General features: G+C 71.9%; 13 protein-coding genes. 4 read left to right on the top strand and 9 right to left on the bottom strand.

The window, feature by feature from the left end:
* Nucleotides 1–217 precede the first annotated feature (217 nt).
* A complete protein-coding gene (locus ABZ370_RS26720) occupies nt 218–1,591 on the top strand; it encodes a glycosyltransferase 87 family protein (protein WP_358625548.1) in 1,374 nt (457 codons plus the stop codon).
* A gap of 47 nt (nt 1,592–1,638) precedes the next feature.
* Here the strand turns inward: ABZ370_RS26720 and ABZ370_RS26715 are convergent, their stop codons facing one another.
* The 5 genes from ABZ370_RS26715 to ABZ370_RS26695 form a co-directional block, all read right to left on the bottom strand.
* Entirely contained in the window at nt 1,639–1,977 is a 339-nt protein-coding gene (locus ABZ370_RS26715; RefSeq protein WP_358625546.1) for a hypothetical protein, read from the bottom strand.
* Between the two features lie 110 nt (nt 1,978–2,087).
* Nucleotides 2,088–3,212: an ADP-ribosylglycohydrolase family protein gene (locus ABZ370_RS26710; protein WP_358625544.1), complete on the bottom strand. Its 1,125-nt coding sequence runs from the start codon at nt 3,210–3,212 to the stop codon at nt 2,088–2,090.
* A 384-nt stretch (nt 3,213–3,596) separates the two neighbouring features.
* Nucleotides 3,597–3,905 (bottom strand): SCO5918 family protein, encoded by a 309-nt coding sequence (locus tag ABZ370_RS26705; protein ID WP_358625542.1) that lies wholly within the window; start codon nt 3,903–3,905, stop codon nt 3,597–3,599.
* A 140-nt stretch (nt 3,906–4,045) separates the two neighbouring features.
* Nucleotides 4,046–5,497 carry a DEAD/DEAH box helicase gene (locus ABZ370_RS26700; protein ID WP_358625540.1) on the bottom strand — a complete coding sequence of 484 codons (1,452 nt, stop codon included), beginning with the start codon at nt 5,495–5,497 and terminating at the stop codon, nt 4,046–4,048.
* Between the two features lie 339 nt (nt 5,498–5,836).
* Nucleotides 5,837–6,040: a cold-shock protein gene (locus ABZ370_RS26695; RefSeq protein WP_123105039.1), complete on the bottom strand. Its 204-nt coding sequence runs from the start codon at nt 6,038–6,040 to the stop codon at nt 5,837–5,839.
* Between the two features lie 518 nt (nt 6,041–6,558).
* On the opposite strand from ABZ370_RS26695, the gene ABZ370_RS26690 reads away from it, so the two are divergent.
* The gene (locus ABZ370_RS26690) at nt 6,559–6,906 is read left to right on the top strand and encodes a helix-turn-helix domain-containing protein (protein WP_358625538.1); all 348 of its coding nucleotides are present in this window, start codon (nt 6,559–6,561) and stop codon (nt 6,904–6,906) included.
* A 42-nt stretch (nt 6,907–6,948) separates the two neighbouring features.
* On the opposite strand, the gene ABZ370_RS26685 is transcribed toward ABZ370_RS26690, so the two are convergent.
* Nucleotides 6,949–7,401 carry a GNAT family N-acetyltransferase gene (locus tag ABZ370_RS26685; protein ID WP_358625536.1) on the bottom strand — a complete coding sequence of 151 codons (453 nt, stop codon included), beginning with the start codon at nt 7,399–7,401 and terminating at the stop codon, nt 6,949–6,951.
* A gap of 82 nt (nt 7,402–7,483) precedes the next feature.
* The gene (locus ABZ370_RS26680; RefSeq protein ID WP_358625534.1) at nt 7,484–7,840 is read right to left on the bottom strand and encodes a metalloregulator ArsR/SmtB family transcription factor; all 357 of its coding nucleotides are present in this window, start codon (nt 7,838–7,840) and stop codon (nt 7,484–7,486) included.
* Nucleotides 7,841–7,907: 67 nt separating this feature from the next.
* On the opposite strand from ABZ370_RS26680, the gene ABZ370_RS26675 reads away from it, so the two are divergent.
* On the top strand, nt 7,908–9,983 hold the full coding sequence (locus ABZ370_RS26675; protein WP_358625532.1) for a heavy metal translocating P-type ATPase: 2,076 nt from the start codon (nt 7,908–7,910) through the stop codon (nt 9,981–9,983).
* On the opposite strand, the gene ABZ370_RS26670 is transcribed toward ABZ370_RS26675, so the two are convergent.
* Together ABZ370_RS26670 and ABZ370_RS26665 are read right to left on the bottom strand one after the other, a co-directional pair.
* Complete coding sequence (locus ABZ370_RS26670; protein ID WP_358625530.1) at nt 9,963–12,557, bottom strand: bifunctional FO biosynthesis protein CofGH; 2,595 nt, start codon at nt 12,555–12,557, stop codon at nt 9,963–9,965. The two genes, ABZ370_RS26675 and ABZ370_RS26670, sit on opposite strands and share 21 nt — an antisense overlap.
* A 151-nt stretch (nt 12,558–12,708) precedes the next feature.
* A complete protein-coding gene (locus ABZ370_RS26665) occupies nt 12,709–13,563 on the bottom strand; it encodes a TIGR03619 family F420-dependent LLM class oxidoreductase (protein ID WP_358625528.1) in 855 nt (284 codons plus the stop codon).
* 166 nt (nt 13,564–13,729) lie between these two features.
* Here ABZ370_RS26665 and ABZ370_RS26660 point away from each other — a divergent pair, with 166 nt between their 5' ends.
* Entirely contained in the window at nt 13,730–15,250 is a 1,521-nt protein-coding gene (locus ABZ370_RS26660) for a CehA/McbA family metallohydrolase (protein WP_358625526.1), read from the top strand.
* The last annotated feature ends 19 nt before the right edge of the window (nt 15,251–15,269 follow it).

The following is a 15,269-nucleotide window of genomic DNA, read 5'->3' as shown; positions in this document are numbered from 1 at the left end:
GCCCCGGCCACCCCTTCGCCGCAGGGGTGGCCGGGGCCCGCCGCTGTCCGCTTCTCGGCTTCTCGTGCGGGTGAAGCGGAAGCGAACTTGATGTGCACAGGCGCGACTTCATGGCACGTACAGGCAACCATTCCCCCAGCTGGGGCCATCATCCGGAACGTACTGTCATCGGCTGCCTGTGCCGTCTGCCGCCTCACGCACCTCTGGAGCGAACCCCGTGACCGCGACACAGATGATCACCCGGCGTCCCACCCTGTGCGCGGCGGTGTTCTGTCTGCTGTCCTTCACAGGCTTCTGGATCGCCCAGCGGGCCGCCCAGGTGTCCATGGTCGATCTGCTGGTCTACCAGGCCGAGGGCTGGACCGTACGGAACGCGGCGGATCTGTACGACATGCGGGCGACCAGCCACCATCTGCCCAATACCTACCCGCCGTTCGCGGCCATGCTGTTCACCCCGCTGACCGTCATGAGCACGGGCGTCCTGCGCACCTTCGGCACCGCCGCCAACCTGGCCCTGATGGTCGCCGTGGCCCACCTCTCGCTGCGGCTCGTCGCCCGCCCGCGCCGGGCGCCGCACGCCGCCGCCGTCCTGGCCCTGGCCGCCGTCGCGGTGTGGTGCGAACCGGTGTGGACGACCCTGCGCTACGGCCAGATCAACTTGGCTGTCGCCGTCCTGGTGCTGTGGGACCTGACCCGCCCGGCGGGCCACCGCTGGGCCGGGTTCGGCATCGGCATCGCGACCGCGATCAAGCTGACCCCCGGGCTCTTCGTCGTCTTCCTGGCGGCCGCCGGACTGATCGACGCCATCCGGCGGCACCGGGCCGGACACGGCTTCCGCAGCGACCACCTGCGGCGGGCGACCATCGCCACCGGCGCCTTCGTCTGGACGGTCGTCCTGTCCGTACTGGCGCTGCCGAACGACTCGCACCGCTTCTGGACCCAGGTCCTGTTCGCCACCGACCGGCCCGGTGACGTCGAAGGGGCGGCCAACCAGAATCTGCGCGGCGCCCTCGCCCGCCTCCTGCACACCCCCGACCCCGGCCTGTGGTGGCTCGCCACCGCCACGCTGATCGGCTGCGCCGGCCTGGCCACCGCCGTAGCCGCCCAGCTCACCGACGACCGCGCCCTCCCTCACGCCCGCGCCTGGGCCGCCCTCAGCTGCGCCGTCACCGCCCTGCTGATCAGCCCGGTCTCCTGGTCCCACCACTGGGTGTGGGCCGTCCCGATGGTCCTGCTGCTCGCCGTCGAAACGGTCCGCCGCGCCTCCCTGACCTGGGCGGGCTGGACGGCGCTGACCGGGCTGCTCTTCTGCTCCTTCATGATCTGGTACGCCCCGCACAGCGTGAAACAGCGGGTCGAGCTGCACCAGACACCACCCCAGATGCTGATGACCGCCCTCTACCCGATCATCGGCACCGCCTTCCTGACCACGGCGGCCTGCCTCACCTTCCGCGCCCTGCGCGGAAGAGGCGATCGCGGCAGGGGATCAGGCGAACCAGGCCACCTGAATGACGACAACGCGCTCGCCGCGGACGTCCGTGAGGTAGGTCAGCAGCAGCCTGCCCCGGCGCTCGGTGCGCACTCCCAGTGAGGCACGAGGTCGTCCGGATCGTGCTCCCACGTCCACTCAGCCACCCTCTACCGGTGGGCGGCGCGGACGATATCACCGGCTTCGCGGATGGCCCGTGCCCGTACCTGGGGGTCCTCGCTCTCCATGGCCCGCTCTGCCGCGTGAAGCCGTCCGGCCACCTCGGGGTGCCGTTCAATGGCCACGACGACCCCCCACTGGCGATAGAACATCTGAATGGGGACGACGCTGCCTTCCTCGCCTGCCTGGACGAACGCCTTCTGCATGTCCTCGAACAGCTCCGGAAGGCGGGACGGCGCCACAGCAGCCACAGCCTGGCGCAACGCGGGGAGGGGCAGCTCGGGCATGGGGATGAGCGGCCCGTCGTACTCCGTGGGCTGGGTGGTCATGTCCTGGCCTTCCCGGGTGCGTGCTCGTCACGGGAGAGGCTAGCCGTGATGCGGACGATGCGGGCGGGTTCCCGCGTGCCGGAGAAACGGCCGCCCCGGGAGGGCCGGTCCTACACGCGCGGGTAGCGGGTGAGCCAGGCGGGGGCGGAGTTTTCGGGGCTGTGCAGGGCGGGGCCCTGGGTCATCTCCATCGCGAAGTCGTCCGCCAGCTCCAGGATCGTGCCGCGCCCCTCCACCTCGGCGAGCCACCCGGGCGGCAGCGCCGTCTCGCCGTGCAGCACGCCCAGCAGATTGCCGCAGACCGATGCCGTGGAGTCGCTGTCCCCGCCGTGGTTGACGGCGAGCAGCAGCCCGTGGCGTACGTCCTCGGCGACCAGGGCGCAGTACAGCCCCATGGCGAGGGCCTCCTCGCCGGTCCAGCCCTCGCCGAGGGATTCGACGCGCTCGGGCGTCGGCAGCCCCTGGCGTACGGCGCCGAGCGCGCGCCGCAGCGCGTCCGTCGTCTCCTCGTGGCCGGGGCGGCCTGCCAGCTGGGCCAGGGCGCGCTGGACGGCGCCGTCCAGCGCCTCCCCGCGCGCCAGCCCGTGAACGATGAGGGAGAACGCACCGGCCGCGAGGTAGCCGGTGGGGTGGCCGTGGGTCTGGGCCGCGCACTCGATCGCCAGCTGGAACACCAGCTGCGGCTCCCACCCCACCAGCAGCCCGAACGGCGCGGAGCGCATGACGGCGCCGCAGCCCTTGGAGTCGGGGTTCTTGGGCGCCTCCAGGGTGCCCATGGTCGCGTCCCCGAGCCCGGTCAGACAGGCCCGGCCGGGGGCGCGCTGGGCGTACAGCCACTCCTCGCGGGCCAGCCAGCCGTCGTCCGCGCGGCGCTCGTCGGGGCCCCAGTCGCGCTGGGTGGCGTACCAGCGGCGGTGGGCGGAGTGGATGTCGGTCGGCGGATGCCAGGCGCCGGTGTCACGGCGCACCTGGGCGCGGATCAGGCCGTCCACGGTGAACAGCGTCATCTGGGTGTCGTCGGTGACCGCGCCGCGCCGCCCGTACGCGGGCAGGAAGTCCGTCACGCCCTGCGCGCCGTGGTTCGCCCGGATCTCGGCCAGCGAGGAGAACTCCACGGCGGCCCCCAGCGCGTCCCCGATCGCTCCGCCGAGCAGACAGCCGCGTACCCGGCTGCGGAAGTCCTGTTGTTCGGCGCGGCCCCATATGCCGGTCGCTGCGCTGGCGGTTGCGGTCACGACCTTTCCTCATTTCTTCGACACGTGTATGGCCCAGGAGTGCCTTTGAACTGTAAGGGACACTCTTTGATCGCTTCCGGGTGGCGTCAATGGACCGACGCCTTGTGAAGGCGTCGTCACGAATGATGCGGCGGACCACCTCATTCCGAAATGGCGCACCGGATAACGGACACCGAACAACACGCAGCGGCGTTTCCCTCTCGCGGCAGATCATGGAGGGAAGTCCCGGCATTCCCGGGATCGGTGGAATGTATCGCGCCGCCATCGCGGACGTAGGTGCCCTGACCGTGGGCGGCTTCAGCCGTTCCGGCCGCCGGACGCGGACAGACGAGGGCCCCGACCGCTGCGGTCGGGGCCCTCGTCGTGCGAACGTGTCGATCCCGGTCAGACGGGCTCCGGGGAGCCGAGCAGGGCCGAGGCCGCCTCAAGCGGAGTCCGGGCCGCATCGGGTACGGCTGCCGGAAGGGAACGGCAGGTGAAACCGAGGCGGATCAGCGCTCGGCTGACCTCGTCGGCGGTGAAGTCACGGCGGTCCTGACGGGTGATCACCGCACCCACTTGCTTGATGGGGTAATGACGGCGGCCGATGATCACGAAGTCGCCCGTGACGGGTTCGGGTTTGATACCCGACATCGCTTCCTGGACCTCACTCTTGATCAGATCGAAGGGGAAGCGGGCGATGACACAACGCATAATGCCTCAACAGGGTCGCAGAGAAGCCGGAATCAGATGGCCCGGCCGGAGAGAACAGCGGGTGAGCGCGAGGACTCCCGGAGCGTGCCCGTCCTCGTCACGGACGAGGAGACGGGCGGCGCGGGCGTCCGGTCCTGGACTTACGCGGCCGAGCCGAAGCTGGACCGCCGCTGCGAGGCCCCCGATCCCGTCCGGGCCGATCCGGCGGCGCGGCGAGCCTGGCCCGGGCGGCTGCGCCGGCCCCGCGAGGTGGAGCCGCCGCGCTTGGCTCGTTCGACGACCGGCGCGGCGATGGTGACGGGGATACCGGACGGGGCCTGGGCGCCCGTGATGCGGCTCAGTTCGGCTTCGCCGGAGCGGACCCGGGTGTTGTGCGGGGTGATGCCGGCCGTGCTCATGAGGCGGGTCATGTCGCGGCGCTGGCCCGGCAGGACGAGGGTGACGACGCTGCCGGACTCGCCGGCCCGGGCCGTGCGGCCACCGCGGTGCAGGTAGTCCTTGTGGTCGCTCGGCGGGTCCACATTGACGACGAGGTCGAGGTTGTCCACGTGGATGCCGCGGGCCGCGACGTTGGTGGCCACCAGTACCGTCACATCGCCGGACTTGAACTGGGCGAGCGTGCGGGTGCGCTGAGGCTGGGACTTGCCGCCGTGCAGTGCGGCGGCGCGGACGCCGCTGTTCAGCAGGTGCTGGGTGAGCCTGTCCACCGCGTGCTTGGTGTCGAGGAACATGATCACTCGGCCGTCACGGGCGGCGATCTCGGTGGTGGTGGCGTGCTTGTCGGCGCCGTCGACGTGCAGCAGGTGGTGTTCCATCGTGGTGACGGCGCCCGCCGAGGGGTCGACGGAGTGGACCACCGGGTCGGTCAGGTAGCGCCGGACCAGAAGGTCGACGTTACGGTCCAAAGTGGCCGAGAAGAGCATTCGCTGCCCTTCGGGCCGAACCTGGTCCAGCAGGGCGGTGACCTGGGGCATGAAGCCCATGTCGGCCATCTGGTCCGCCTCGTCCAGCACGGTGATGCCGACCTGGTTCAGGCGGCAGTCGCCACGGTCGATGAGGTCCTTGAGCCGCCCGGGGGTCGCGACGACGACTTCGGCTCCACCGCGCAGAGCGCTGACCTGCCGACCGATCGCCATACCACCGACGACGGTGGCCAGCCGCAGCTTCAGCGACCGGGCGTAAGGGGCCAGCGCGTCGGTGACCTGCTGGGCCAGCTCCCGGGTGGGGACCAGGACCAGCCCCAGGGGCCGACGGGACTCGGCGCGCTGACCGGCGGTGCGGGCCAACAGGGCGAGGCCGAAGGCGAGGGTCTTGCCCGAGCCGGTGCGTCCACGGCCCAGGACGTCGCGGCCCGCGAGGGAGTTCGGCAGCGTGGCGCCCTGGATCGGGAACGGCACGGCCACGCCCTCCGCGGCCAGGGCCGCCAGCAGCGCGGGCGGCATGTCCAGCTCGGCGAAGGTCTCGGCCGGAGGCAGGGCGGGGGTACGGGTGACGGGCAGGGCGAATTCGCCCTGCGGCGCGACGGGACGACGGCCATTGCCCCCGGAGCGGGGGCGGGCGGAGCGGTTGTTCGTTCGGACAGTGCGATTCATACGAACCTTCCTCGATGCGGTACGTCGAGGAATTCTCGCCAGCAGTAGGCGGCGCATAAAAGAATCGCAAGAACGAACCGAATAGATAAACGAAACGAAGCGGGGCGAAGAGATGCGCACATCGCGTCGAAAGATGATCGGCATACGCCGCCCGGGCGGACGTTCACGCTGCCGGATCAGATGGGCGGACCGTTGCCCTGTCGCGGCACACGCGTGCCGGCGACCTGCCGGGGATGTCTGCCGCCGCGCGGTCCTCACGGCGCACAAGGGTGTTGCCCGGCAAACGAGTTGGGGCCCGCACCCAAGGTGCGGGCCCCAACTTCGCTGTACGCGTCAGCGTCAGGCGGGAACGATGTTCTCGGCCTGCGGGCCCTTCTGGCCCTGCGTGAGGTCGAAGCTCACCTTCTGGCCCTCCTGCAGCTCACGGAAGCCCTGGGCGGCGATGTTCGAGTAGTGGGCGAAGACGTCGGGGCCGCCACCGTCCTGCTCGATGAAGCCGAAGCCCTTTTCCGAGTTGAACCACTTCACGGTGCCAGTAGCCATGCCATATCTCCTTCGGGCGCAGTGCCCGGAGCCCACACTTTGCGGACCCCGCGTCGCCGCGATGATCGCCCCTCCGGAAATGCAAACCGGAAAATACAAAAGCATTCCCGCCGCATACGACGGCGAGGACGCTTGAAGTCTGGGAACCACAACTGCAACTGACAACGACAGTAGCACGGCGCACCGGGGTCAGGCACGGAAATCGGTGGTCACCGTCTGTGGGGATAAACTCCTTACCGAGTCGTACGCTATTTCTTCAGTTGCGGCATTACATATTCGGCACCGGCGGGCGGAACGCCGCCAATGATCAGCGGGCCGCCAGGGTCCCTGCCGCCGCCCCCTCCCCTCCACCGCCCCGGCCCTCCCGGCCCGGGCCACCCTGAGCCCGTCCGGGCACCAGAGGTAATCTGCATCGACCGTAGTAGACATGCGCGACTCTCGTGGTTAGGGTTTTTCTCGTCGGGGCCCTGGTGCCGTATGGCACCAGGGCCCCTCGACGCGTCCCACAGAGAGGTGCGATGAACTCGAAGCCCCGAGAGCGGGCCACCGACAAATTCGATGACGACGACTACCCCGCGTACACCATGGGCCGCGCCGCGGAGATGATCGGCGCCACACCCGCCTTCCTGCGGGCCGTCGGCGAAGCCCGCCTCATCGTCCCCCTCCGCTCCGAAGGCGGCCATCGCCGCTACTCCCGCTACCAGCTGCGCATCGCGGCACGCGTCCGCGAACTCGTCGACCGGGGCACTCCGATCGATGCCGCCTGCCGCATCGTCATCCTCGAAGATCAGCTGGTAGAAGCCCAGCGACTCAACGAGGAGCTGCGCTCGCCCACCGCCGACCCGAACCAGCCCGACGGTTCCTGAGGACATCGCCGAACTGACCGGCTACGACACCTGAAGCGCCGGTCAGCCGGTCAGCGGCTTGAACAGATGCACGTCCGCGTGGCCCCCGGGAATGCCGAGCGTCCTGCCGGTCTCGGCATAGCCGTGGCGCTCGTAAAAGCCGGGGGCCTGGAACGTGAACGAGGACACGGCGACGCGATCACAGCCACGCCGACGCGCCTCGGCCTCGGCTTCCCGCAGAATCCTGCCGCCCCACCCGTCCTGACGGCTGTCCTCACGAACCCACAGCAGCTCGATCCCGCACAGACCGCCCCACGTCCACGCGGACAGCCCACCGACAAACACGCCCGCTTCATCACTGATCTTGACCGAGAACGCGCTCCGGTCGGCCGCACCGGTGGCGGCCGTATTGAAGGCGACCAGTTCCTCGGTCAGCCGGTCGTCCAGCTCGGCGTCACGCCCACCAACGGTCAGGGCAGGGCCCGCGTCGTCCTCAGTCGTCATGGCGCGCAGCATGGCAGTCCCCCGAGCCCCGACACCACGCGGTTTCCTGTCCGTCGATCTGGCCCTGCGGCGGGCGCGACGGGAGGTGGTGGGGTCAGTCGGTGACGCCCAGGCGTAGGTGTTCTACGTGGTGGAGGGCTTGGTCGAGGAGTTCTGCCACGTGGTTGTCGTGGAGGGTGTAGACGACCGAGCGGCCCTGGCGGGTGCCGGTGACCAGGCCGAGGTTGCGGAGCAGGCGGAGTTGGTGGGAGCAGGCGGACTGCTGCATGCCGACCGCCTCGGCGAGTTCGGTGGCGGGGCAGGGGCCTTCGCGGAGGCGGGCCAGGATCAGCAGGCGGGACGGGGTGGCGAGGGCCTGGAGGGTGGCGGCGACCGTCTGGGCGCTCTCGGGGGTGAGGCGGGCGCGCGGGGCGGCGGCGTCGCCTGCGGGGGTTTGTGCTCCATGACCCATGGGCTCATCCTACGGACCGCTCGATGCATGAATACTTGTTCACATGTTGGTGGTAACGTCTGCGGCCATGACCTCCACGCTCATCGACCGATCCGCACCGCCTACAGCCCGGCCCGGCGCCGTACCGCGCCGCCGTACCCGGGTGCTCGCCCTGCCGGAGGCCCGCTGGGCACTGTCGGCGCTGGTGGTGTTCCTGGTCGCGATGGCGGGGCAGTTGCTCGGGGCGCCCGGCTGGGTGTGGGAGCCGCTGTACGTCGTCGTGTACGTCACCGGGGGCTGGGAGCCGGGGTGGGAGGGGCTGAAGGCCCTCAAGAAGCGCACGCTGGACGTGGATCTGCTGATGGTGGTCGCGGCGCTCGGCGCGGCGGCGATCGGGCAGGTGCTGGACGGGGCGCTGCTGATCGTCATCTTCGCGACGTCCGGCGCGCTGGAGGCGGTCGCCACCGCGCGGACGGCCGACTCGGTACGCGGGCTGCTGGACCTGGCGCCCGCGACCGCGACCCGGCTGCTGCCCGGCGGCGGCGAGGAGACGGTGGCCGCCGACGCGCTAGCCGTCGGGGACACCGTCCTGGTCCGGCCCGGCGAGCGGGTCGGGGCCGACGGGCGGGTGCTGGGCGGGGAGAGCGAGGTCGACCAGGCCACCATCACGGGCGAGCCGCTGCCGGTCGCCAAGGCGGCCGGGGACGAGGTGTTCGCCGGGACCGTCAACGGCACCGGGGCGCTGCGGGTACGGGTCGAGCGCGACCCGTCGGACTCGGTGATCGCCCGCATCGTGCGGATGGTCGAGGAGGCGTCGGAGACCAAGGCGCCCACCCAGCTGTTCATCGAGCGGGTCGAACAGCGGTACTCGCTCGCGATGGTGGCCGCCACGCTCGCCCTGTTCGCGGTCCCGCTCGCCCTGGGGGCGGCGCTTCAGCCGACGCTGCTGCGCGCGATGACGTTCATGATCGTCGCGTCGCCGTGCGCGGTGGTGCTCGCCACCATGCCGCCGCTGCTGTCGGCGATCGCCAACGCCGGACGCCATGGCGTGCTGGTCAAGTCGGCCGTCGTCATGGAGCGGCTGGGCCAGGTGGACGCCGTCGCCCTGGACAAGACCGGCACCCTCACCGAGGGCACGCCCCGGGTGACCGAGGTGCGCCCGCTGCCCGGTGCGGGGCTGGACGAGGACGCGCTGCTGCGGCTGGCGGCCGCGGCGGAGCGGCCGAGCGAACACCCCCTGGCCCGCGCCGTCGTGGACGCGGCGCACGCCCGCGGGCTGTCGCTGCCGGACGCCGAGGCGTTCTCGTCCGCTCCCGGGCTCGGCGTCCGCGCGACCGTGGACGGGCGTGAGGTGCGGGTCGGGGCGCCCGCCCGGCTCTGCGCCGGGGAACACGCTGCGGCCGTCGAGAAGCAGGCGCCGGTAGCCAAGGTGGAGGCGGTCGTCGCGGAGGCGCACGCGGCGGTCCCCGCGGCGGAGGGGGTCGTCGCCGACGTGGCGGCAGTCGTCGCCGAGGTGGAGGCTTCCGGCCGTACCGCCGTCGCCGTCCTCGCGGACGGCCGGGCGGTCGGCGTGCTCGGCCTCGCCGACCGGCTCCGTCCCGACGCGGCGGAGGCGGTCGGCGGCCTCACCGCGCTGACCGGCACCGCGCCGGTGCTGCTCACCGGCGACAACCGGCGCGCCGCCGACCGCCTCGCCGCCGAGACCGGCATCGACGACGTACGCGCCGGGCTGCTGCCGCAGGACAAGGCCGCCGCCGTACGGGAGTGGGCCGAGGCCGGGCGCCACGTCATGGTCGTCGGGGACGGCGTCAACGACGCCCCCGCCCTGGCGGCCGCCCACACCGGCGTCGCCATGGGCCGGGCGGGCTCCGACCTGGCCCTGGAGACGGCCGACGCGGTCGTCGTACGGGACGAACTGGCCACCCTCCCCGCCGTCGTACGACTCTCCCGCACCGCCCGGCGCCTCGTCGTCCAGAACCTGGTCATCGCCGGTGTGTGCATCACCGCGCTGGTCGTCTGGGACCTTGCCGGGCAGCTGCCGCTGCCGCTCGGCGTCGCCGGGCACGAGGGCTCCACCGTCCTCGTCGGCCTCAACGGGCTGCGGCTGCTGCGCGAGTCGGCCTGGACGAATTCCCGGAAGGGCTCAGTCGCCCAGCACCGGTAGCAGTTCCGGAAGGTGGCCGTCCGACGCGAGGGCCGCCGTCTGCCGCTCCTCCGGGACGTCCGCGTACGTCGTCGTCCGGGGGCGGGCGGGGCGGCCCGCCAGGTCGGCGATGCCGATGAGGTCCTGGATGGAGCGGTAGGAGCCGTACGAGGAGCCCGCCATGCGGGAGATGGTCTCCTCCATGAGGGTGCCGCCCAGGTCGTTGGCGCCGGAGCGCAGCATCTCGGCCGCGCCCTCGGTGCCGAGCTTGACCCAGCTCGTCTGGATGTTGGGAATGTGCGGGTGGAGGAGGACGCGCGCCATGGCGGTGACGGCCCGGTTGTCGCGGGTGGTGGGGCCGGGGCGGGCGATTCCGGCGAGGTAGACGGGGGCGTTGGTGTGAATGAAGGGGAGCGTCACGAACTCGGTGAAGCCGCCCGTCTCCTGCTGGATCTCCGCCAGCAGCCGCAGATGGCCCAGCCAGTGGCGCGGCTGGTCGACATGGCCGTACATCATCGTCGAGGACGAGCGGATGCCCAGCTCGTGCGCGGTCTTGACGACCTCCACCCAGGTCGCGGTCGGCAGCTTGCCCTTGGTGAGAATCCAGCGCACCTCGTCGTCGAGGATCTCGGCCGCGGTGCCGGGGATGGTGTCGAGGCCCGCCTCGCGCGCCGCCGTCAGCCATTCGCGGATGGACATGCCGGTGCGGGTGGCGCCGTTGACGACCTCCATCGGGGAGAACGCGTGGACGTGCATCCCGGGGACGCGCTCCTTCACGGCGCGGGCGACGTCGAAGTACGCCGTACCGGGCAGGTCCGGGTGGATGCCGCCCTGCATGCACACCTCCACCGCGCCCACGTCCCACGCCTGCTGGGCGCGGTCGGCGACCTGGTCGAGGGAGAGGGTGTACGCGTCGGCGTCGGTGCGGCGCTGCGCGAAGGCGCAGAAGCGGCAGCCGGTGTAGCAGACGTTGGTGAAGTTGATGTTGCGGGTGACGATGTACGTGACGTCGTCGCCGACCGCCGTGCGCCGCAGGTCGTCGGCGATACGGCACAGCGCGTCCAGCGCGGGCCCGTCGGCGTGCAGGAGCGCCAGGGCCTCGGGGTCGGTGAGCCGGGTGGGGTCGTCGGCCGCCTGGGACAGCGCGGCCTTCACGTCCGTGTCGATACGGGACGGCACCATGCCGGGCGCGGCGGCCTCGCGCAGCGCCTCCCAGTCGCCGTACACCTCGTCGAAATCGTCGCGGCGGTCGCCGGTGCGGCCCTCGGTGTCGATCGTATGGTGCAGATCGGTGCGGCCCGCGCCGCTGAACGCCTCGTCGGGCTCCTGCCAGGGCAGCCCGGCGGGCAGCGCGTCCGGGCGGGCGAGACCGGTGGCCGGGTCGGCCAGCGCGCGCACGTGCGGGAGCAGCCGCGGGTCCAGCCACGGCTCGCCGCGCTGGATGAACTCGGGGTAGACGGCGAGCCGTTCGCGCAACTCGAACCCGGCGGCGGCGGACCGCTCGGCCAGCTCGTCCACCTGAGGCCAGGGGCGCTCGGGGTTGACGTGGTCCGGGGTGAGCGGGGAGACGCCGCCCCAGTCGTCGATCCCGGCGCCGATGAGCCGCTCGTACTCCGCGTCGACCAGGTTCGGCGGCGCCTGGATGCAGCCGGTGGGGCCCAGGATGTGCCGGGCGACGGCGACGGTGGCGAGCAGATCGTCCAGCTCGGCGTCCGGCATGCCGCGCATCGCCGTGTCCGGCTTGGCGCGGAAGTTCTGGACGATGACTTCCTGGACGCCGTGGTACGAACGGGACACGCGGCGCAGCGCGAACAGCGAGTCGGCGCGCTCCTCGTACGTCTCCCCGATGCCGATCAGCAGCCCGCTGGTGAACGGGACGGAGCTGCGGCCCGCGTCCTCCAGGACGCGCAGCCGGACGGCCGGTTCCTTGTCCGGCGAGCCGTAGTGCGGGCCGCCGGGCTCGCTCCACAGCCGCTCGGACGTGGTCTCCAGCATCATGCCCATGGAGGGCGCGACGGGCTTCAGCCGCTGGAAGTCCGTCCAGGTCATGACGCCGGGGTTGAGGTGCGGCAGCAGCCCGGTCTCCTCCAGGATGCGGATCGCCATGGCCCGTACGTACGCGATCGTGTCGTCGTACCCCTCGGCCTCCAGCCACTCCCGCGCCTCTGGCCACCGGTCCTCGGGGCGGTCGCCGAGCGTGATCAGCGCTTCCTTGCAGCCCATCTCCGCGCCGCGGCGGGCGATGTCCAGCACCTCGTCCGGGGACATGAACATGCCGTGGCCCTCGCGGCGCAGCTTGCCGGGGACCGTGGCGAACGTGCAGTAGTGACACTTGTCGCGACACAGCCGGGTGAGCGGGATGAAGACGCTGCGCGAGTAGGTGATGACCCCGGGGCGGCCCGCGGCCTCCAGGCCGGCGTCCCGCACGCGCGCGGCGGAGGCGGCCAGGTCCGTCAGGTCGTCCCCGCGCGCCTGGAGCAGCACCGCCGCCTCGGCGGTGTCCAGCGCCACGCCCTCGCGGGCCCGCTTGAGCGCACGGCGCATCGCGTTGGCGGTGGGGGACTTCGGTTCATTTCCCTGCGCGCTCGTGGTCATCCTCCGAGCATACGAGTGGGGTCCGACATCGCCAGACCGGCCGGGCCTGCGGTTTTGTGGGGCTGATCACGACAATTCGGCGCCGGTGCCGGGAATATCCCTGCGGTCTACAGGCACTGGCACACAGCTTCCTATAGACGCCCGCAGATGCCTAGAGATACTGCGCGCAGGCGTCCAGGGTGGGCAGGATCTCCGTCTCGTCCCCGGGCGGGAGCTGCACGACGACCTCCTCGATGCCGAGCCCGGCGTAGTGGGCGAGCTTGCCGGGCGAGGGGCGCACCGCGTACGGCACCACCTCCAGCGCAGCCGGGTCGCGCCCCGCCTCCGCCCAGACTCGGCGCAGTTCGGGGAGGGCTTCGGTCAGTCCGCCGCCGCCGATCGGCAGCCAGCCGTCGGCGTACGCGGCGATGTGCGCGAACAGCTTCGGCCCGGCCGCCCCGCCGATCAGGGTGCGCGGCCCGGTGAGGGGGTCGCCGGGCGGGCGCTCCCGGTTCACCGGTTTGGGGTACGCCAGGCTCGCCCGTACCGACGCGTACGGGCCCTGATGGGCCGTCGGCTCCTCCGTCCACAGCGCGCGCATCAGCGCCATCCGGTCGCGGACCAGCTCGCGGCGGTCCGCCCAGACGGTGCCGTGGTCGGCGGCCTCCTCGACGTTCCAGCCGTAGCCGATGCCGAAGGTGAAGCGCCCGCCGGAGAGGAAGTCGAGGGTGGCCACGCTCTTCGCGAGGCCGACCGGGTCGTGCTGGGCGACCAGGCAGATGCCGGTGCCAAGACCCAGCCGCTCGGTGACGGCGGCCGCCTGGCCGAGGGCCACGAACGGGTCGAGGGTACGGCCGTACGGGCGCGGCAGGGGCTCGCCCATGGGGGCGGGGGTGTCGCGGCTCGCCGGGATGTGGGTGTGCTCGGGCAGATAGAGCCCGGCGAATCCGCGCCGCTCCAGCTCGCGCCCGAGCCAGGCGGGGCGGACGGTCTCGTCGGTGAGGAACACGGTGGTCGCGATGCGCATGAAGGGGCCGCTCCTCCGGGTTGGCCGGTCTGGCTCGCGTATGTTCCCTCACCGTCGCGGAGTTATCCACAGGGCTTTCCGCGGATGTCATCGGCGCGTACAACGGTGGGACGCGGGTGACACGAGGGCACGTCGGACTTCTGGCCGGACTTCTTGGGGGCAGGGCATGCAGCGACGGGACGTACTCAGACTCTCCGCGTTCGCGGGCGCGGCGGGGGTGCTCACGCTCGACCCGGTGTCCTTCGCGCAGGCGGACGACGCGGGCCCGGGCGAGGAGCGGTCCCGCACGATTTCCGGCCATCTGCCCATCGGGTCGCCGGACTTCGTCTATCTGCCGGTGGAGGTCCCGTCGGGGGTCCGCGAGATCGCGGTCTCCTATACGTACGACAAACCGGCCGTGCCCTCCGGCACGCAGGGGAACGCGTGCGACATCGGCGTCTTCGACGAGCGCGGTACGGAGCTGGGCGGGCGCGGCTTCCGGGGCTGGTCGGGCGGCGCCCGCACGGAGTTCGCGATCAGCGCCGCGGAGGCGACCCCCGGCTATCTCGCCGGGCCGGTGCGGGCGGGCACCTGGCATGTCGTCCTCGGCCCCTACACGGTCGCCCCGCAGGGCCTGGACTACCAGGTCACGGTGACCCTGCGCTTCGGCGCTCCGGGCACCACCCCGAAGCCCGTATACCCGCCGCAGCGGGCCAAGGGCCGGGGCCGGGCCTGGTACCGGGGCGACTCCCATCTGCACACCGTGCACTCCGACGGCAAGCGCACCCCGGCCGAGCTGGCCGCCGCTGCCCGCGCCGCCGGGCTCGACTTCATCACCACCACCGAGCACAACACCACCTCCGCCCACGGCGCGTTCGAGGGCCTGTGGGGCGACGACCTGCTGATCATCACCGGCGAGGAGATCACCACCCGGAATGGGCATGTGGTCGCCCTGGGTATCGACCCGGGCACCTTCATCGACTGGCGCTACCGCGCCCGGGACAACCGATTCGGCCAGTTCGCCCGCAAGATCCGGCAGGCGGGCGGCCTGGTGATCCCGGCCCACCCGCACGGCACCTGTGTCGGGTGCAACTGGAAGTTCGGCTTCAACGAGGCCGACGCGGTCGAGGTGTGGAACGCCGACTTCGGCCCGGACGACGAGGCGACCGTCCTGGAGTGGGACAACACGCTGGTCGCCGCCGCCCGTGGGGACGGCCGCTGGCTCCCCGCCGTCGGCAACAGCGACTCCCACCGCGAGCCCCAGCCCGTCGGTCTCCCCCAGACCGTCGTCCTCGCCGACGAGCTGTCGCGCACCGCCCTCCAGGAGGGCATCCGGTCCGGCCGCTGCTGGATCGCCGAGTCCTCCGGGGTCGACCTCGCCTTCGAGGCGGTGGACGGCCGGGGCGGGCACGCCGGAATCGCCGACCGCCTGCCGGTCGCCCCCGACGCCGAGGTGACGGTCCGCCTGAAGGTCTCGGGCGCGGGCGCGGGCCGTCAGGTCCGCTTCATCACCGACCAGGGCCCGCTGTACACCGCCACCCTGCCCGCCTCCGGCTCCGGCACGGTGGAGTGGAAGACGACGCCCTCCTACGCGGCCTACGTCCGGGCCGAGATCCGCCACCCGGCGGCGGACGGCGGAGCGTCGGGCATACCGGGGCCGATGGTCGCCCTGACCAACCCGATCTGGCTGGGGAAGCGGGAGCGCTGACGGGGGCGTTCCGCTCGCG

The organism is Streptomyces sp. NPDC005962 (assembly GCF_040629205.1).
In the GTDB taxonomy this organism is placed as follows: Bacteria; Actinomycetota; Actinomycetes; order Streptomycetales; family Streptomycetaceae; genus Streptomyces.
Note: the sequence above shows the minus strand (reverse complement) of the source record. Positions and strands in the feature narration are given on the sequence as shown.